This window comes from Neorhizobium sp. BETTINA12A, from assembly GCF_023006485.1.
GTDB lineage: Bacteria > Pseudomonadota > Alphaproteobacteria > Rhizobiales > Rhizobiaceae > Neorhizobium.
Genome location: NZ_JALBGW010000032.1, coordinates 12,238 through 30,952 on the forward strand (window position 1 = coordinate 12,238; position 18,715 = coordinate 30,952).

The window sequence follows — 18,715 nt, forward strand, 5'->3', positions numbered from 1 at the left end:
GGAGCCATGCAGAGCAATCCACTCCTCGGCCGGTTCGCCTGGAATACGCTGATCGCGCTGCTTTACCTGTTCCTGCTGGCACCGATCATCGTTGTCTTCATCATCTCCTTCGATACACGCCAGTATCTCGCCTTCCCGCCGGAGAGCTTCTCCTTCGGCTCCTATGTGAAGGTCTTCCAGAACGTCAAGTTCATCTCGGCCTTCTGGCGCAGCCTCATCATCGGCGCGATTGTCGGTTTGGTCGCGGTTTCTGCCGGAATGCTGCTGTCCTTGTCGCTGGTGCGGCACCACTTCCGTGGCAAGGCGGCGGTGAACTTCCTCATCCTCGCACCATTTCTCGTGCCGCATATCGTTCTTGCGGTCGGCATCATGCTGGTGATCGCGCCGCTCGGCCTGCTGGATAGCTATCCGGGTATCGTGCTTGCCCATCTCGGCATCACGATCCCCTACACCGTCAGAACGATCACCATGAGCCTGATGGCAGTGGATACCCGTATCGAGGAAGCGGCCCTCGTCCATGGCGCATCGCCGCGCATGGTGTTCTGGCGCATAACCCTGCCGCTGGTGCGGCCCGGCCTCATTGCGGGCGGCGTGATTGCCTTCCTCATCTCCTTCGACGAGGCGACGATCTCGCTCTTCATCGTGTCGGTCAAGGCTTCGACGCTGCCGACGGAAATCTACCATTATCTCGAATATTCCACCGATCCGCAGATCGCCGCCCTCTCCGTCGTCCTGATCCTGATCTCGGTCGGGGTCGTGATGGTAGTGGAAAAGCTGATTGGCCTGCGCAAGGCACTCTGACATGCTCGTTGAGACAACTGCCGGCACCATCGAGGGTTTTAATGAGAACGGCTACGCCGTCTTTCTCGGCGTTCCCTATGCGGCGCCGATCACTCCCGAACGGCGTTTCGCCGCGCCGCAGCCGGTTCCACGCTGGTCCGGGATCCGGTCCGCCAAAGCGCTCAGCGAAGTGTGCCCGCAGATCCCGACCTACGGTCCCGTGGGAAAGGCGGCTGCATCGACGCTCGAGTTCGGCACCGACTTCCTGACGGTCAACATCCGCACGCCGTCCGTCACCGGATCGGCAGCAGTGCTGGTGTGGATTCACGGAGGCGGTTACGCGGTCGGTTCGGCCAATGAGGCAGTGCTGCAAAGTGGCGCGTTTGCCGCGAGCGGTCTCGTTGAGGTGACCGTCAACTATCGGCTTGGGGCGCTCGGCTTTCTGCATCTGAACGACGGCTCGCCGGACAATCGCGGGCTTCTGGATCAGATCGCGGCACTGGAATGGGTCCGCGACAACATCTCCGCCTTCGGAGGGGATCCGAAGCAGGTCACGTTTGCGGGTCGTTCGGCGGGGGGCTTTTCGATCGCGGCTGTCATGGCGATGCCGGCTGCCGACGGGCTGTTTTGCAAGGCAATGTTGCAGAGCGGCGCAAGCACCGGCGTCTCGACGATGGACGATGCCCAGAAGCTCAACAGGCGCATGCTGGACTATCTAAAGGTGACCGAAGCGGAACTTGCAAACGTGCCCTTCGAGAGACTGCTCATTGCCCAGCGCGACCTCTGCAATCAGTCCTACGAGATGCACGATTTCGAGCGGGACGGCTCTGCCTCGATGCTGGGAGTGCCTTTCGTTCCGGTTGTCGATGGAGTCTCGCTTCCCGACCATCCGGAAGACGCAGCCGCGCGCGGAAAGACGGCCGGCGTCCCGATGATGATCGGTTGTACGACGGGCGAATACGTCACGCACGCGACAGCGCAGCCGGAAATGGATTTCGAACTCGCAGCCCGGCTGCTGCATCAGCGCGTGCTGCCTTTTGGGCTGACCGGCGTCGAGGTCGTCCGGCGATATCGTCAAGCTCTTCCGCAGCATACGGCACGCGGCATTTGGAGGGCCGTCGGCGGTGATCTGGTATTCCAGAACCCCGCCACCCGGTTCGCGCGCCTCCATGCCGGGCATCAGTCGGTCTACAAATATCTCTATGGTCCCGTCGAGCCGGACGAACTTGGCGCGCCGCACGGTGCGGAGGTCGGCGAGGTCTGGTATCGCCAGGGAATGGACGTCAGCCATCTGCCGGCCCGCCAGTCCGTCAGGGACAGGACCTTCGCGACAGCGGTTCACGACGTCTGGGTTTCGTTTATTCGCGACGCGGCGCCTGAGACGCCTGCAGGCAGGTGGCCGCGTTATTCCGGCGCCAATCCACAGGTCCTGCACATGGAGAAGAGCGTATTCCGCCTCTCGATCGATCCCTTCGACAGCAGAACGGCGCTTTGGGAAAGGCCGCCCTCCTGACCAGGTTTCCCTGGGACGAGCCTGCCCCTTTATGGACTTTCATTTTGATGATGGAGATTGCTGATCTTGTCCAATCCACCTCTAGCTTCCGCTGAGCAAATTAACCTATGGGTATTATCGGGCAATCCGAGCCAGTCTGAGAAGACATCCAGCCGGCTTGCAACAATTGCTGCGCTCTGCGGTCTTGCCGAATTCAGGATTTTGGATGCCCCCTGACTATCTGGATACGAAACAGCTCGAGGCGTTCGTTGCCGTGATCTCGATCGGCAGCATGACCGGAGCTGCCAAGGCGCTGGGCAAGTCGCAGCCGGTGATTACCCGGCTCATACAGGATCTTGAGCAGGAACTCGGATTTCCGATCCTGCATCGCAACGGTCCGCGGATAGCGCCGACAGAGCATGGAGTGGCCTTCTTCGCTCAGGCGGAGCTGTTCTTGAGCGGATTGCGCACGATCAGCGAACGTGCCCGGACGATCGCAACAGCGCGGGCGACGCCCATCGAAGTGGCGTCGATCCCGGCCATCGCCGCGAGCATCGTCCCGCTCGCGCTCAGCGACTTACCCGCGGACCAGTTTCCGGATCATGTCCATCTTCGAAGCACGTCGGCTGAAAATGTCGTGCAGGCGGTCGTGGCGCGAACCGCTGATATCGGCATCGCAAGTCTTCCGTTGGATAATCCGGGGGTGGATGTGCATTGGGTGGGCGAAGTGCCCTGTGTTGCCGTGGTCGCCGCAAACGATCCCTTGGCCGGCCTCGATCTGCTTTCCGCGGAGAACCTGAAGGGCCGCCGGCTGATCGCTTCCGCCAACCCCTATCGGCTGAGGATGAGGATCGACAAGGCGCTTGCGGAGCAGTCGATCGAAACGGGTGGAATTATCGACAGCAATGCGACCTACGTCTCGCTCGCGCTGGCTCGATCGGGACTTGGCGTGGCGATCGTCGAGTCCGTTACCCTCACGGGCCTCCCGGTCAAGGATGTCGTCATCCTGCCGCTCGCCTTCCACATTCCGTTCTACTGGGGCGTCATCACGGCAACCGGCGTACCGCTGCCTGCGACTGTTGAGCGGCTGATCTCCTCGATCGAGCGCCGGGCAATGGACGTGCCGCATTTTCGCAGGCTCAAAGGAATACCACCCGTTTAAAGCCGACCCCGATTTGGTGCTGAAGTTTCGTCTTCAGAATGCGTCGCTCAGGAGGATGCCACAAACAGGTTCAGGAGATTTAATACCGAGGTCGACTGAGAGAGATCCAGGAGATTGTCATAGAGATCATCGGTCGCCTGTCCGGAGCCCCAATGAACGCAATCGAAGAATTTGCTTCGCCGCTGGTCGGCGTCGAGAGGAACCTCGATCGATCCCTTGGCATGAAGCCGTTGGCTGGAGAGGCCCGTACCGTCCCGCAGTGTCACAGTCAGCACATGCGGAAGACGATCATGACCGTACTCCTCGCTTGAGGTGTAGGAATGCATCTCGATCCGCGGCATCAGCGCAAGGACGTCTGCCTGTCGAAGGGCGGCGGGCGCGAAGTCCGACAGGCTGAGCGTGTCCTGCAGCATCGCCCTTGCAAGGCAATACGGCATCGAGAAGCGGGCCTGCATCTCGTTCTCCGGCCGCGGATAAGCAAGATTGCGGGCGGCCGAAATCCCGACTTTGACGTCGATACGGTCGATATCACCGGCGCTCAGCCGGTGTTCCTGTTTCAGGTCGAAAAGCGCGTCGATTGCTCGATGCGTCGAGGCGCAGCAGGGATGGCGCTTGGTGACGAGACCGCGGGTTTCGATGACATGCGCTTCATCCAGCCGCCAGTCCGCCCAGCCGCGGGCTTCGCCGCCGCCAAGGAGATCCAAAAAACCCTGCGGTCGCTCGAGGATGTCGAGCCGGCCGCCGCTGCCTGACATCGCCAGCAAGGCGGCTTCGACTGCGTTGCGCGCTGCAATTCCGGCATGCAGCGGTTTGGCGAGGGTGCCGAACTGGCCTTTGGGACCTGATGCCATCGAGGTGGCCAGGCTCATGGCCTGCGCCGTCTCCTCGATGTTGGCGCCGAGCAGGCGCGCGACGCCGGCGGCCGTTCCGATCGCGCCGACCGTGGAGGTGCCATGCCAGCCTCTGTTGTAATGGGAGGGATTGACGCCAAAACCGACCGCCGCCTGGGCCTCGAGCCCGGTCAGATAGGCTTCCAGAAACTGCTTGCCGCTGATCGGGCGCTGCGGACGTAGGGTGGCGAGCAGGGCCGGCACCAGAACTGCGGACGCATGAGCCCGGGCGGGATGAAAATTATCATCGAAATCGAGGGCATGGGCCGCCGTGCCGTTCACAAGTGCCGCCACCGACGGCGATGCGTATCCGCCTGTGACAAGCCATCCGGAACCGCCGCCGGATATCTCACTGCCGAATGCCGTGGTAACCGCCGCTGCACTTGGATCCTTGGTGCCCGCGATCATGCATCCGAGCGTGTCGATGACCGCATCGCGGGCGCGCTCCATGGCAAGAGATGAAAACTCCGTCCGCGCTGAAAGCTGCCGGGCGATATCGAGGAGGATCGTGGTCATTGACGAATGTCTTTCGCTGCGCTTGGTACACAGGCAAAAGTGTTCGACTTCGACGAGGGCCGCAATCTTATGCGGTTTTCGAATAAGTCTATCGAAGGAAGGGGTTCTCCATGATGAAGGCGGCGATCAGCCTGAAGCATATCGAGGCCTATGACGCGATCGCCGCCACCGGCTCGACGGTTGCCGCCGCATTGGAGCTTGGCATTTCGCAATCGAATGCAAGCCGGCTGCTGCAGCAGCTGGAGGATTATCTCGGCGTTCGCCTGTTCGAGCGCGACAAGAACCGTCTGGCGCCGACGCGCGAAGGCCTGCAACTCGGGCCGGAAATACGCGCCATTGCCGATCGCCTGCGTGTGCTTAAAACGGCGGCCATCGAATTAGAGAACGGGCGCTCCCGCGACATGCTACTGAGGCTTGCTTTTCCGGCCAGTCTGTCGTCGAACCGGATACCTAAAATGATCCGAGATTTTCTTGCGGCCAACGGCCCGATGCGGGTGGAACTGGCCTCCGGCAATTATCTGGCGCTCGAACGCATGGTTGCCGATGGCGAAGCCGATATCGGTTTCGCGCGCCTGCCGCTGGCAACTCCCGGACTGCGGCAGGAAAAGCTGCTGCCGTCGCGGATCGTCTGCGTATTGCATCGGGATCATCCGCTCGCCGACCGGTCATCGCTGACGATCGCCGAGCTGAAGGGCCACGATCTCATCGTTCTCAATCGCGAACGGCCCGTCCGCCATCAGCTTGAGGCGCTGTTCTACCAGCACGGCTTGCGACAGCGGCCGTTGCTGGAGGCGCATTCCGTCGCAAGCGCCTGCGCACTGGCCGCCGAGGGTCTTGGCATCGCGCTGGTCAGCGAACTGATCGCCCGCGAATACGCGGCACTGCCCTTGCGGTTCGTCGTGCTTGAACCGGAGCTGCCGGTCACATATTGCCTGCTCAGCGGCGAAAAACATCCGCTGTCACGGGCCGCCGGCCTGTTCCTGCAGAGCATTGCCGGCTGGTCGTGAGCAAAATGTTTTCCCCACGGGGCACGGCCAACAATAGCAGGCAACCGAAATCGTCGCTGCACTACAAGCCGGCAGCGCGAATTGTCGACCGCTGGCGATCAATTGCCAGGCTGCGGGCTACCCTCGATAGGGCATCAAGCCGAATCCCGGCATCCGGGCTTGCGAATGCAGCATCGAGCGTGTTGGCATATCCATCAAACCTGGACAGTTCCTGGTCGAAAACAGCGGCCTCGACCGGTTCGGCATAATATGTTTCGGCGACTTCCTGCGCCGCGAGACCGAGCATGAAATAGCCGACCACGCGATCCGGATCGTCGATGGCGGCCTGCCCGGCGGCCACCGCCGCGGCGCGATAAGCGCGCACCGCATTGCCCTTCTGGCGGATGATGTCTGTGATGTTGGAGAACATGGGACCAGTTTCCTTCGCTGATTGGCCGCCGACTGACGTTTCATGGGGATTGCCGAGGAACTCATAGAGGATGGCTGTGGCGATTTCGAAATCGCCGATCTCCATCGCCTCCTGCGGATTATGCGATCCGTTGCGGTTGCGGATGAAGATCATGCCCGACGGAATGCCGGCCGCGGAAAAGACCGCGGCGTCATGCCCACCGCCGGACGGGATCAACGTCGGCTGCACGCCGACGGTTTCCGCCGCCTCGGTCAGTCGGGCGATCAGCGACTGGCTGCAGAGCGCCGGACTGGTCCATAGCGCCTGGCCAAGATCGAAACGGACGGCGCGTTCGTTCTCGATACGCGTCACGTGCTGGAGGACGAGTGCGTGCATTGCCTCCAGCATATCGCGGTCCTGGCTGCGAACGTCGAGGCTGAATTCGACACTGTCCGGAATGCGGGAGAGGGCATGCTTCTGCTGATCGGTTGAGACCATGCCGCTGGTAACGACGAGGTCGCGGCCCTTGGCGACGAAATCATGCCAGGCGGCGTCAAGCACGTTCAGGAACTCCGCCATTGCGAGCACCGGATCGTGCCGATAGGCAAGGGGAACCGCGCCGGAATGGCCGGCTTCGCCGAAACAGGAAATTTTCTTGAAGCGGAAGTTGCCGCGAATGCCAGAAACGATCGCCGCCGGCACATTACGCTCGATAAGCACAGGCCCCTGTTCGATATGCACCTCGACATAGGCTCTGACCGCCGAGCGATCCAGGAGGGGTTTGCCGGCCCGGATCGGCGCCATGTCGATGCCGACCGCTTCCATGTGTTCATCGAGTGTGCGGCCGTCGCTTTTGTGGCGAGCGGAAAGTTCATCCTGCGAGAGCACGCCGAGCAGCGCCTTCGAGCCGATGTAACATGGGCCGAACCAGGCGCTCTCCTCGCCGCGCATGGCGATGACCTTTACCGGTTCGGGGAAACGAGCGCCTTCGCGCTTCGCCCGGACGAGACAAAGCAGCCCGGCCAGCACGCCGGCAAGCCCGTCGAAATTGCCGCCGCTGGGGACGCTGTCGACATGCGAGCCGACGAGGACATAGTGCCCGGCCCCGGCATGTTGGGGCAGCGAGAAGACGAGGTTGCGACCGGCATCCCATTCCGTCACGAGGCCTTCCGAATGGGCGAAGTCGACCAGGAAATCCAGCGTTTCAGTCTCCGCCCTGGAAAAAGCCGGACGGCTCACGCCCTCGACATCTGCGGTACGCTCGGCGATCTCGGCAAACAGCTGGGCGGCGACACCGGCAAGGTCAAAGCATGCGGGTCTTTCGAGAACGGCGGCATTCATCACGCATACTCCGCAAGGGTAATGGCTTCGTCGGCGATGTCGACCGAACCGATCAGGGCGTCGACGGAGGTGAGGCCGCGTTCTTCAAGTTCCTGTTCGAGTTCGCCGATGAGGCGGGGCATGGTCGTGGGACTGATGAACGTGGCGGTGCCCACCTGTACCGCGCGGGCGCCGGCGATCAGGTATTCCAGCACGTCGTCCACCGTCGAGATGCCGCCGCAGCCGATGACCGGGATGGAGACCGCCCGGGCACATTGGTAAGTCATGCGCAACGTGATGGGCTTCAGAGCGGGACCGGAAAGTCCGCCCATGACGTTGCCGAGGCGCACGCGGCCGGTGGCGCTGTCGATCGCCATGGCAAGCATTGTGTTGGCGGTGACGAGTGCATCGGCCCCGGCTGCCTCGGCCGCCTGCGCGACTTCCACCACCTCGCCGGTATTGGGCGAAAGTTTTGCCCAGAGGGGAAGGCCGGTGGCGGAGCGCATCTTGCGGATGACGTCGCCGGTCGGGCCCGGCCGCATTGCGAAGGCTTTGCCGTGATCCTCGACGTTGGGGCAGGAAATGTTGACTTCGATCGCCGCGACACCCGGCACGCTGATCTCTTCGGCGAAGCGTGCGAATTCGTCGGCGGAATTGGCGGATATGCTGATCACCAGTGGCGCATCGTAGTCAGCATAAAACGGCACGGTGTTGTGCAGAAACCATTCCGCGCCCTTGCTGGGGATGCCGATCGAATTCAGCATGGCTGCCTGCACCTCGCAGACCCGCGGCACCGGATTGCCGGCCCGCTTGCCTCGGGTAATGGTCTTCGTCACATGTGCCCCCAGGCAATCGAGATCGAAGACTTCGGCCAGTTCCTCGGAGAAGGTGCCGGAGGCCGGCATGATCGGGTTCTTGAGCGTCAGCGCGCCGATCCGGGTGGTGAGGTCGGCCATTACAGCACCTCCTGAAGATCGAAGACCGGTCCCTCGCGGCAAACCCGGAGATTCACGGCGCCGTCCTCGTGCCGAAAAGGTCGCACGCAGGCCTGGCACATGCCGATGCCGCAGGCCATGTGCTGTTCGAGCGCCACTTGACCGCCAATGCCGTGGCGGGCGCCGATCTCCTGCAGCATGCGCATCAGTCGCGCCGAGCCACAAGTGAAGAAAGCGTCGATGCCGCGGCTGCGGATCAGGCCCTCGATCAGGGGCATCAGGCTTTCGGCATCCGAATTGCCCTCGGCATCCGTCACCGTGATGACTTCCGCGCCGAAGGAGCGGAAGAGGTCGGTCGACATCAGCAGATCGGGCGCGCGGGCGCTGCAGATTGCCGTCAGCGGCAGTTTGAGGCGAGCGCATTCCTGCGCCAGCGGGGCGAGCGTCGCAAGTCCGACGCCGCGGGCGATGAGCAGCGGGCGACGCCATTCTAACCGAATCTCGAACCCTTTGCCGAGCGGACCGACGATATTCAGGACATCGCCGATTTCGAGGCAGGCCAGAGCGCCGGTGCCTTCGCCTGCGAACTTGTAGAGGAACGCGAGTTCGCCCTTTTCGCGATCGTAGGAATAGATGCTCATCGGCCGGCGAAGATAAGGATGAAACCGATCCGTCTGCGGGCAGAGCAGGTGAAAGAATTGCCCCGGTTGGCAATCCAGCACTGAACGCGGCGCGGAAAGCGTAAGAAGGCGATATTGGCCGTTCACCCATTCATGCGCCGTGACCCGGCAGTCCACTTCATGAATGGAGTGACGCGCGGGAGCGGAATCGGAGACGACGCAAAGGCTTGTTGGCATGACGGTGTCCGGAATCAAGAAAATAATGCCCTTGGCGGATGGACCGCCTATCGGATCGGAATGTCGGTGGGTGGGCGACGTCGGGCTTCAGCACATGGCCTGACCGTCGCACGGGGTCGTTCGCTTTAGATCAGCGTCGTAGAAGGTGGCGGTCGGACGTCATAGGGTGCTCCCTGCATTCGGGGTCCAAAAACAGAGCCTATTGTGGAAATGCGAAAGCTGTCAAGACGATTCTCAAAAATGAGAATTATCGCATGAAGATTAACTACATTGCGATTATTCCAGTTTTTGTTTAAGGAGTCGAAGGTTTGGCAACAGGATGACGGGAGGAATCGCCTTGGACTTCGTGAGTTCCACAGAGGATGTCGGTCGTCGCCTTCGCGCGTTCCGGATGGGGGCGGGGTTTACCCCGGAGGAGCTCGCCGCCAAGGCCGGCGTTTCACGGGCTGCGATCTATCGCTACGAGTCCGGCAAGCCGCCGAAGGTCGACACGCTTGGCAAGATCGCCGATCTGCTTGGCGTCTCGCTGCCGACTCTGCTCGGCGTCGGCGTCGAGTATATTGCTTCTGCTGTCAGTTTTTTCGAGCGGATGCGCCAGCTTGAGGAGGATGTGGACCAGATCACCGTGATGTTCGGGCCGATCTCGTATCTGCTGACGACCGACCGCTATGACGAGCTTCTGCCGACCGTACTCGATGAAAGCATTCCTCAGGACGTCAGTGACCGAAAGACGGCGATCCGGGAAATCGCAGCTTTGATGCACATCCTGAAAGCTCGCAAGGAGACGTTCCGCAGGCGCAGCCCGAGCATTGTCAGCTTGGTTTCTGCCGCTGAACTGGAGGAGTTCGGTCGTGTCGGGTTCGTCGGCGCCCATGATCATCCGGGTGTCAGGCTGTCGGAACGGCAGGCTGCCGCCCGCGCCGAAATCGAGCATATCGTGCATATGCTGCGGGAGCAGCCGATCGGCGTTCAGATCGGCGTCGTGATCGATTCCATGCCGGGCGCAAGCTTCCAGATCTTCAAGCGGGCCGACAGGGCACAGGTGGCGGTCAGCCCCTTCCGGCTTGGTTCGTTCGCCAATATCCGCGTTGGCGTCGCCACCATTACTGCGGCCGCGGAGGCGGTTCAGCTCTATGGCGGCATTACCGACCAGCTCTGGCGGCGTAGCCTCAAGGGCGATCAGGCCGCCGATTTCATCGAGAAAACCGTCCTCAAGAGACAGGCTGCCGCCTGAGTTCTATCAGGACGCGAAACACAATTGCGGACGCAATTTTGATACAAATCTCATCTTTGAGATTTTTGTTGCGCGCCTGAAAGTTTTGTGAAAGCTTGACGTCTTTCCGGGGCAGGCGGGCGGTCCAAGGGGATTTATCTCCTCGCGGATCAATTGTTTCCCCAGCAAGGCAGGGAGTTTTTGGGTGGCGCAATCGGAGCGGATGATCGATATCGCGGGTGTTCACAAGACATTCGTGGCTGACCATGGGACGGTGACGGCGCTGGAGCCTGTCAGCATCGCCATCAGGGAAGGCGAGTTCATCTCGATCGTCGGGCCGTCCGGCTGCGGCAAGTCCACGCTGCTGCGGCTGATTTCCGGCCTCGACCAGGCGACCGGCGGTTCGATCACGCTCGATGTCTCCGGCCGCAAGCGCCCCGTCGGGTTTGTCTTCCAGGAGCCAGTGCTGCTGCCGTGGAAGACCATTGTCGACAACGTCCGTTTCCCGCTCGATACAGCCGGCGTTGCCAGGGCTCAGGGCGACAAGACGGCCCTCGACCTGATCAAGATGGTGGGGCTTGCCGGTTTCGAAAAGGCGTTGCCGCGCCAGCTGTCTGGCGGCATGCGCCAGCGTGCGGCGATCGCCCGCGCGCTTTCCGACGATCCGCCGATCCTGCTGATGGACGAGCCCTTTTCGGCCGTCGATCTGATGACCCGCGACAATCTCAACGACGAACTGCTGCGCATCTGGCAGTCGACCGGCAAGACGATCCTGCTGGTCACTCACAGCGTCGACGAAGCCGCCTATCTGGCGGATCGGGTGATGGTCATGACGGCCCGTCCGGGCAAGCTCAAATGCGTCCATAATGTCGAGCTTGCTCGTCCTCGTGGCGAACAGACCAAGCTCGATCCGGCCTATCATGCGCTGGTCGCCCAGCTTCGCCGCGATCTGCGGACGCCGGCCGGGGAGGCGCATTGATGAACAGGCGCTTTTCCGCGGCGGTCGACTACACGCTGGCGCTTGCCGCGCTCCTGTTTGTCTGGTGGTTTGCAACGGGGCCGATGGCCCTGCCGACCTTTCTTCTGCCGTCGCCGCTGCGTACCTGGAACGCGCTGGTCACCATTGCGCTCACCGGTGAACTCTGGCTGCATCTCGGCTTCACGCTCCAGAACATCGTCCTTGGCCTGATCCTCGGCTGCGTTGCCGGCATTGCGATTGCCTATGTCATGACCCGCTTTCCGAAGCTCGCTGTCTGGCTCGACGGGCCGCTGGTCATCCTGCAGACGGCGCCGAAGATCGCGCTTGCGCCGCTCTTCGTCGTCTGGTTCGGCTTCGGCGTGCTCTCCAAGATCATCCTGATCTTTTCGCTGGTCTTCTTTCCCGTCTTCGTCGGTGCGGTCGCCGGCTTCCGCACGCTCGATCCGAAGATGAAGGATCTTTCGAAGCTGCTCGGTCTCAGCGCCGTGCAACGCTTTCGCCAGATCGAACTGCCGGCGGCAATGCCGGAGATCTTCGTCGGTCTGAAGATCGGCGCGGTGCAGGCGCTGGTCGGTGCGGTTCTGGCGGAATGGATGTCCGGAAAGGTCGGGCTCGGTTATCTGATGACCTTCGCATCGGCCACTTACAAGACGCCGCTTCTGTTCGCAGCCGTCCTGATGACCGTTGTACTCGGCCTGGTCCTGCATGTCGCGCTGACTATTCTCGAACGCCGACTTCTCTCCTGGAAAGGGGCGAAGAATGGCTAGAACCAGCGCCGCCTTTCCCTGGAAAAACGGCCGCCCGCCGCATCTGCCTTGCGGTCCCGGCGACATTGCCGAAAACGTGCTGACGCCTGGTGATCCGGATCGCGTGGCGCTGCTCGCCGACATGTTGGAAGACGTGCAGGACTTCGGTCGCAAGCGCGAATTCGCCGTCATCACCGGCAGTTATGAAGGAAAGCGGCTGACCATCTGTTCGACAGGCATCGGTGGCCCTTCGACCGAAATCGCCCTTGTGGAACTCGCCATGCTCGGCGCCAGGCGCGTCATCCGGATCGGCGGCATGTCTGCGCTCGTCGCAGAATACACCGTCGGCTCCTTCATCGCTGTCGACAGGGCGATCGGCGATACCGGCACTGCCATGACATACCGAGCAGCCGGAGGCGAAGCAAAGGCTTCACCGCAGATAACCCAAGGCCTCGTCGCCGCCGCGGCCGAGCTAGGCCTGACCTGCCGGCCGGGCATGGTCGCTTCGACCGACAGCTACTATTTCGGCCAGGACCGCCGTTATCGTCCGCTCGACGGTGGCGCCGATATCTCCGCCAATTTCATCGACCGCTTCCAGGCTCAAGGTGCCGTCGGCGTCGAGATGGAGAGCGAGATCACGCTGACGGTCGGCGGGGCGATCGGCCTCGAAACCGGCTGCCTACTTGGTGTCCATGGAAATCGCGCCAGTGATGATTGGCTCGACGACTATGAGGCCACCCAGCGAAACCTTCTGCGCATTGCGGGAAGGGCATTTTCTTCCACAAAAATGGGAACTTAGGAGCCAACCATGATCCAGTTTCGCGTGACAACCGCAGCAAGCCTGCTCGCTCTTCTTACCTCGCCCTTCTTTGCTTCGGCCGCTGCAGCGGCCGACAAGGTCGTGCTGCAGATCGATGGCGCAGCCGCGCCTTTTTACGCGCCGCTTTATGCCGGCGTCGACAAGGGCATCTTCGAGAAGAACGGCATCGAAGTCGAATTCATCTATGCTGCTGCCGCCGACATCCTGACGAACATCGCCGCCGGCAATGTCGATTTCGGGTTCCCGAACGGTGATGCGGTGGTTGCTGCGGCCGCCAACGGCCTGCCGGTCAAGGTGGTCCACACGACCTATCAGCGCGGCATCGGCGCGCTTCTGGCCAAGGAATCCAGTGGCATCAAGACCTACAAGGACCTGAAGGGCAAGAAGATCGCCGTTACCAGCCTTGCAAGCCCCAACTATCTTCAGCTCCAGGTGGGTCTCAAGCAGGCCGGCCTCAGCCTCGACGACGTCAGCGTCGAAGTTGTCGCGACCGGCGCCATCGTGCAGTCGCTTCAGGCCGGCCAGGTCGATGCGATCGTCTTCTCCGAGCTTCGCAAGTACAATCTCGAAGCCGACGGCACCAAGGTCACGATGATCCTGTCGAACGATTTCCTGCCGTCCTTCGGCAACGTCGTCGTCACCAGCGCGAAGAAGCTTTCGGCAAACCCGGATCTGGTGAAGCGCTTCACGACCGCCGTGACCCAGTCCTATGAATGGGTCATCGATGGTCATATCGGTGATGCGCTCGACATCTCGCTTGCCAAATACACGCCGACCTGGCCGAAAGACCAGAAGGCCATTCTGACGACCGCCTTCGAACAGACCTTCGTGCCGTCCGTCTGGCAGAGCGCGCTGACCAAGCAGAAGGGCCTGGGTGCCGCCGATCTGGCCGCGTGGCAGAAAAACGCCGATATCCTGGCGCAGTACAAGGTCATCGACAGTGCCCCCAAGGCGGCCGACTTCGTCGTCGATCCGTCGACGATCGGTAAGTAGACATGATCCTGCGTGGCATAGCGGGTTTGATCGCAACCCTCGTCCTGTGGACGGCGATCGTCGTCATCTTCAGGGTTCCGGCATTTCTTCTACCGGGACCGCTGGAGGTGTTCGCCCGTCTGCTCTTCCTGTTCGAAAACGCCAAGCTTTTCCGGCACATCGGCGTTACGCTCACGGAGATCGTCGCAGGTTTCGTGATCGGGACGGGGGTCGGTATTCTTGCCGGAGTCGTCTTCGCGCGGCTTCCCCGGGTCGAACGTTTTGCCACGCCGCTCATCCTGCTGCTGCAGACAGCACCGAAGATCGCGATTGCGCCCCTGCTGCTGTTGTGGCTGGGGATAGGACCAACACCCAAGATCGTGCTGATCGCGATCGTCACCTTCTTCCCCGTCATGTCCGGCATGGTGACCGGTCTGCGTTACGGGGAAGGCAGTTTTCGCGATCTCGCCGCCGTGCTGAAGCTCAGTCCCTGGCAGAGTTTCTGGCATATCGAGCTGCCATCGGCCCTGCCGGCGGTGCTTGCCGGCATGGCGGTTGCAACGACGCTCGCGATGACCGCCGCCGTGATCGGCGAATTGATGGGCGCCAACGAGGGCATCGGCTACCTGCTGTCCTCCGGCCAGGAAAACAGCGATACTGCCGTCGTCATCGGCATGGTGCTCCTGCTGTCGCTGATCGGCTGGGCCTTCTACGAGGTCATCGAACTGATCCGCCGCCGTTCGCTCGGCCGGTTTCAAATGAGCTGACGGGTTAGGTCATGGCGCGCGTTTTCCTCTGTGTCCTCGATTCCGTCGGCTGCGGCGGCGCGCCGGATGCGGCCCGTTATGGGGATGAAAGCTCGAATACGTTGCTTCATATTGCCGAGGCCTGTGCCGCTGGGCGCGCGGAAGAGGGGCGCAGCGGACCGCTGAGAGTTCCGAACCTCGACGCATTGGGATTGGGTGCCGCTATCCAGCTTGCATCGGGCAGGACGGCGCCCGGTCTCGGCGCGGCACCGATCGGTCGTTGGGGGGCGGCGGAGGAAATCTCTGCCGGCAAGGATACCCAGAGCGGTCATTGGGAGCTCGCCGGCGTGGCGGTCGCCCGTGACTGGCATTATTTCCCGCGCACAATACCGGCATTTCCGGACGAGCTGATGGCCGAACTCGCAGCACGATCCGGCATTCCCGGAACGCTTGCGAATTGCCATGCTTCGGGCACCGAGGTGCTCGACCGGTTCGGTGCCGAACACATCGCAACCGGCAAGCCGATCGTCTACACCTCCGCCGACAGCGTCGTGCAGATTGCGGCCCATGAAGCCCATTTCGGTCTTGAGCGTCTGCTCGATCTTTGCCGTATCGCCGCCGAAATCTTTCATCCGCTGAATGTCGGAAGGATCATTGCCAGGCCGTTCGTCGGCGAGGCGCCAGGCGCCTTTGTCCGCACCGCAAACCGCAAGGATTTTGCCATCGCCCCTCCGGACGGAACGATCTGCGACCGGGTGGTTACTGCAGGCGGTGCGGTCCATGCGATCGGCAAGATCGGCGACATCTTTGCTTACAAGGGCATTACCGACGTCTCCAAGGGCAGCGACGACATGGCGCTGTTCGACCATGTTCTTGGCTGGTGCTGCCGAGCCGAACCGGGCGATCTGGTCTTTGCCAATTTCATCGAATTCGACAGTCTCTGGGGCCATCGCCGCGACGTTTCGGGCTATGCCCGCGCGCTCGAAACCTTCGATGTCCGCCTGCCGGAACTGACACGGCGCCTGCGCCGCAATGATCTCCTGATCATCACCGCGGACCATGGCAACGACCCGACCTGGACGGGCACCGATCACACCCGCGAGCGAGTGCCGGTGCTGGCGACTGGGCCAGGCATAAAACCTGCAGAACTGGGTATCCGCCGGTTTGGTCATGTGGCGGAGATGATCGCGGCGCATCTAGCACTGCCCAAAGGGGCTGACTAGCCGCCGATGCCGAAGGTGGCTCCCCGCGTCGCCCAGCCGGTCATGCGGCGTTCTATGAAGGCGAAGATCATATACATGAGGACGCCCATAAGGGCGATGACGACAAGGCCTGCAAACACAAGCGGGATCCGGAAATTGGCGGATGCCTGGGTCATCAGCGTTCCGATGCCCCGGTTGGAAGCAAGCGTTTCCGAGATGACGGATCCGACAAATGCAAGCGTGATCGAGATCTTCAGCGACGCGAACAGGTAGGGCATGGAACGTGGAATGCCGACCTTGCGGACGATATCGAGTTGACTTGCGCCCAGCGAGCGCAAGACGTCGCGCAGGTCGGTCTCGATGGTCGCGAGACCTGTCGCGACGTTTACCGCAATCGGGAAGAAGCTCAGCATGAACGCGGTGATCACGGCGGGTATGGTGCCTATGCCGAACCATACGACAAGGATGGGTACGATCGCCACCTTCGGCACGGAATTGAAGCCGACGAGCAGCGGGTAAAGGCTCGTGTAGGCGAGCCTGGACGATCCCACCATCACACCGAGAACCGCACCGAATCCCACCGCGACGGCGAAGCCGATGACCGTCGTCAGCAGCGTCTGGCTCGAATGAAACCAGATGATATAGGCGTTTTCGTAAAGGGCCGCCGCGATCATCGTGGGTGATGGCAGGACGAAAGGCGGGATATCAAAGGCCTTGCAGGCGAGCTCCCACAGGACAAGCAGTATAACCGGCAAAGCCAAGGGGCCGACACGTTCCAACATGCTCATCATGCCTTTCCGGCTGGTTTTGCGGGTGCGATTTCAATCGGCATTCTTTGCGAGCGGATATCCGAGCGCAGGTCCATGACGTTTGCGTTGAACGCGGGATCCAGGAAGGTCTGCTCGCCTCTCGGCCGGCTGAACGCCGACGTGTCGACCGTCCGAACAACCCGGCCCGGCCTGTTGGACATCACATGGACGCTGTCCGCGAGATAAAGCGCCTCTCTGAGGTCGTGGGTCACCAGAATGGCCGTGAAGTGTCGTTCCAGCCAGATCGCCTGCAGCACATCCCACAATTCCTCGCGCGTAAATGCATCGAGTGCACCGAAGGGCTCGTCGAGCATCAGCAGTCGCGGCTGGTGGATCAACGATCGGCAGAGAGACACGCGTTGCTGCATGCCGCCGGAAAGCTGCCACGGATAATGACTTGCGAAACTCTCCAGTCCCACGATCCGCAGAAGATCCATGGCCCGGTCGACGAATTCCTGTTTCTTCGCACGGAACTGATGGCGCTCGGGACGAACGACTTCGAGAGGGAGCAGGACGTTTTCCAATGTCGTCCGCCAGGGCAAAAGATTGGGATTCTGAAACGCCATTCCGACGATGCTGACCGGGCCTGAGATTTCGTGCTGGTCGACCACAACGGCGCCGGTGGTGGCGGGCATCAAGCCCGTCACCAATTTCATCAGCGAAGATTTCCCGCAGCCGGACGGTCCGACCACCGCCGCGAAGGACCCTTCTTCGACCTTCATATTGAGGCCTGATACCGCCGGCGTCTTGCCGTAAGAGAGGCTGACGTCAATCAATTCGACGAGGTTCTTCATCCGGGCCGCCAGAAATGTCGTTTCGGAACGATGACGAGATGCTTGCCAGGAATTTTTACTTGGGCGGCATCCGTTCGGCTGACGGCGGGAGGTATTCGGTCGTGTAGACCTTATCGGCAGCGGGTGCCGCGATTTTGTAGGCGTCGCTGTTCGTTTTGATCGTCAGCGCCATGCGGGCAGGGTCCACGTAGCCGAGACCATTCGCTTCGAACGAAGGGGATTTCAGAACACCCTTGTCCAACAGGAATTTCAGGCGTGCCGCCTCGAGTTTGACGTCATAAAGTGGTTCGATTTCCTTCATCGCCTGCATGCCGGCCTCCGGGTTTTTCAGGAGAGCGATGGTGCCGGCGATCGAGGCCTTGACGAAGCCCTTGATGACGTCCGGGTGCTTGGCGATATAATTCGGGGTTGCAACCAGCGCGCTGCCATAAAGGTCGAGCCCATTGTCGGCATAACCGAGCACAGTGATGTCTTTTTCCGGTACGCCAGCCGAAATGAGGTTGAAGACAGACGTCGAGGAGAAGCCGGAGATGGCATCCACCTGGCCCTGCACCAGCATCGTCTCACGCAGGTTCGGCGCGATGGTGACCCAGTTGATCGAGGCGGGGTCAATCTTGTTTGCCTGGGCAAACGCGCTGAACATCAGGCGGCTTGAATCGGCTTCCGGAGCGCCGATCTTCTTGCCGGCAAGGTCTGCAGGCGACTTGATGCCGCTTTTGGCCAAAGCAATGATCGAGTTGGGGGTCCTGTCGAACACCTGATAGAAAGCAATCAGATACCGATCGGGATTTTCGGCATTGAACTTGATGAGCGAATTGATGTCGGTGAACCCGATGTCGTAGGCGCCCGCTGCGACTTTAACGATGGTATCGCCCGAGCCGTATCCCCGGTCCATGGTGACGTTCAGCCCATTGGCCGCGAAATCTTTGTTTTTAAGGGCAAGACCCCAGATGGCATGGTTCCCCTGCAGGGTCCAATCCAGCGAGAACTTCACCGGCGTCAGGTTCTGCGCGATACCGGAAACGGCGGAGCTGACCAGTGTCCCTGCGGCAAGCAGGATTGCTGCAATTGCTTTCATCATTATCAC

General features: G+C 61.4%; 17 protein-coding genes and 1 pseudogene. 11 read left to right on the top strand and 7 right to left on the bottom strand.

Annotation, left to right across the window (positions count from 1 at the left end; translation table 11 throughout):
* Positions 1-6: 6 nt before the first annotated feature.
* From MOV61_RS11435 to MOV61_RS11445, 3 genes are all read left to right on the top strand, one after another.
* A complete protein-coding gene (locus MOV61_RS11435) occupies positions 7-801 on the top strand; it encodes an ABC transporter permease (RefSeq protein WP_040124602.1) in 795 nt (264 codons plus the stop codon).
* Position 802: 1 nt separating this feature from the next.
* Positions 803-2,293, top strand: a complete 1,491-nt coding sequence (locus tag MOV61_RS11440) for a carboxylesterase/lipase family protein (protein WP_247136650.1) — start codon at positions 803-805, stop codon at positions 2,291-2,293.
* Between the two features lie 205 nt (positions 2,294-2,498).
* Complete coding sequence (locus MOV61_RS11445; protein WP_247136651.1) at positions 2,499-3,434, top strand: LysR family transcriptional regulator; 936 nt, start codon at positions 2,499-2,501, stop codon at positions 3,432-3,434.
* A gap of 47 nt (positions 3,435-3,481) precedes the next feature.
* Here the strand turns inward: MOV61_RS11445 and MOV61_RS11450 are convergent, their stop codons facing one another.
* Positions 3,482-4,840 carry an MmgE/PrpD family protein gene (locus tag MOV61_RS11450; protein WP_247136652.1) on the bottom strand — a complete coding sequence of 453 codons (1,359 nt, stop codon included), beginning with the start codon at positions 4,838-4,840 and terminating at the stop codon, positions 3,482-3,484.
* A gap of 69 nt (positions 4,841-4,909) precedes the next feature.
* Here MOV61_RS11450 and MOV61_RS11455 point away from each other — a divergent pair.
* Positions 4,910-5,847: pseudogene (locus tag MOV61_RS11455) on the top strand (LysR family transcriptional regulator).
* A gap of 61 nt (positions 5,848-5,908) precedes the next feature.
* Here the strand turns inward: MOV61_RS11455 and MOV61_RS11460 are convergent.
* The 3 genes from MOV61_RS11460 to MOV61_RS11470 are packed head-to-tail and all read right to left on the bottom strand — an operon-like array spanning position 5,909 to position 9,347.
* Positions 5,909-7,576 (bottom strand): hydantoinase/carbamoylase family amidase, encoded by a 1,668-nt coding sequence (locus tag MOV61_RS11460; RefSeq protein WP_247136654.1) that lies wholly within the window; start codon positions 7,574-7,576, stop codon positions 5,909-5,911.
* Positions 7,576-8,511: a dihydroorotate dehydrogenase gene (locus tag MOV61_RS11465; protein ID WP_247136655.1), complete on the bottom strand. Its 936-nt coding sequence runs from the start codon at positions 8,509-8,511 to the stop codon at positions 7,576-7,578. The genes MOV61_RS11460 and MOV61_RS11465 overlap by 1 nt, the downstream gene beginning before the upstream one ends.
* Positions 8,511-9,347, bottom strand: a complete 837-nt coding sequence (locus MOV61_RS11470) for a dihydroorotate dehydrogenase electron transfer subunit (protein WP_247136656.1) — start codon at positions 9,345-9,347, stop codon at positions 8,511-8,513. Before MOV61_RS11470 ends, MOV61_RS11465 begins: the two co-directional genes overlap by 1 nt.
* A 346-nt stretch (positions 9,348-9,693) precedes the next feature.
* Between MOV61_RS11470 and MOV61_RS11475 the strand changes: the two genes are divergently transcribed.
* The 7 genes from MOV61_RS11475 (at position 9,694) to MOV61_RS11505 (ending at position 16,046) form a co-directional block, all read left to right on the top strand.
* On the top strand, positions 9,694-10,581 hold the full coding sequence (locus MOV61_RS11475; protein WP_247136657.1) for a helix-turn-helix domain-containing protein: 888 nt from the start codon (positions 9,694-9,696) through the stop codon (positions 10,579-10,581).
* 184 nt (positions 10,582-10,765) lie between these two features.
* Positions 10,766-11,539 carry an ABC transporter ATP-binding protein gene (locus tag MOV61_RS11480; protein ID WP_247136658.1) on the top strand — a complete coding sequence of 258 codons (774 nt, stop codon included), beginning with the start codon at positions 10,766-10,768 and terminating at the stop codon, positions 11,537-11,539.
* Complete coding sequence (locus tag MOV61_RS11485; protein ID WP_046600617.1) at positions 11,539-12,306, top strand: ABC transporter permease; 768 nt, start codon at positions 11,539-11,541, stop codon at positions 12,304-12,306. The genes MOV61_RS11480 and MOV61_RS11485 overlap by 1 nt, the downstream gene beginning before the upstream one ends.
* A complete protein-coding gene (locus MOV61_RS11490; protein WP_247136659.1) occupies positions 12,299-13,084 on the top strand; it encodes a nucleoside phosphorylase in 786 nt (261 codons plus the stop codon). The genes MOV61_RS11485 and MOV61_RS11490 overlap by 8 nt, the downstream gene beginning before the upstream one ends.
* A gap of 9 nt (positions 13,085-13,093) precedes the next feature.
* Positions 13,094-14,098, top strand: coding sequence for an ABC transporter substrate-binding protein (locus MOV61_RS11495; RefSeq protein ID WP_247136660.1), 1,005 nt, complete (start codon positions 13,094-13,096; stop codon positions 14,096-14,098).
* Between the two features lie 2 nt (positions 14,099-14,100).
* Positions 14,101-14,844, top strand: a complete 744-nt coding sequence (locus tag MOV61_RS11500) for an ABC transporter permease (RefSeq protein WP_247136661.1) — start codon at positions 14,101-14,103, stop codon at positions 14,842-14,844.
* An 11-nt stretch (positions 14,845-14,855) separates the two neighbouring features.
* Positions 14,856-16,046: a phosphopentomutase gene (locus MOV61_RS11505; protein WP_247136662.1), complete on the top strand. Its 1,191-nt coding sequence runs from the start codon at positions 14,856-14,858 to the stop codon at positions 16,044-16,046.
* On the opposite strand, the gene MOV61_RS11510 is transcribed toward MOV61_RS11505, so the two are convergent.
* From MOV61_RS11510 to MOV61_RS11520, 3 genes are read right to left on the bottom strand one after another with little or no spacing between them, the layout of a single operon-like run.
* Positions 16,043-16,816 carry an ABC transporter permease gene (locus MOV61_RS11510; protein ID WP_247136663.1) on the bottom strand — a complete coding sequence of 258 codons (774 nt, stop codon included), beginning with the start codon at positions 16,814-16,816 and terminating at the stop codon, positions 16,043-16,045. The genes MOV61_RS11505 and MOV61_RS11510 overlap by 4 nt on opposite strands.
* The gene (locus MOV61_RS11515) at positions 16,813-17,628 is read right to left on the bottom strand and encodes an ABC transporter ATP-binding protein (protein WP_046600622.1); all 816 of its coding nucleotides are present in this window, start codon (positions 17,626-17,628) and stop codon (positions 16,813-16,815) included. Before MOV61_RS11515 ends, MOV61_RS11510 begins: the two co-directional genes overlap by 4 nt.
* 55 nt (positions 17,629-17,683) lie before the next feature.
* A complete protein-coding gene (locus MOV61_RS11520) occupies positions 17,684-18,709 on the bottom strand; it encodes an ABC transporter substrate-binding protein (protein ID WP_247136664.1) in 1,026 nt (341 codons plus the stop codon).
* Between the last annotated feature and the right edge of the window lie 6 nt (positions 18,710-18,715).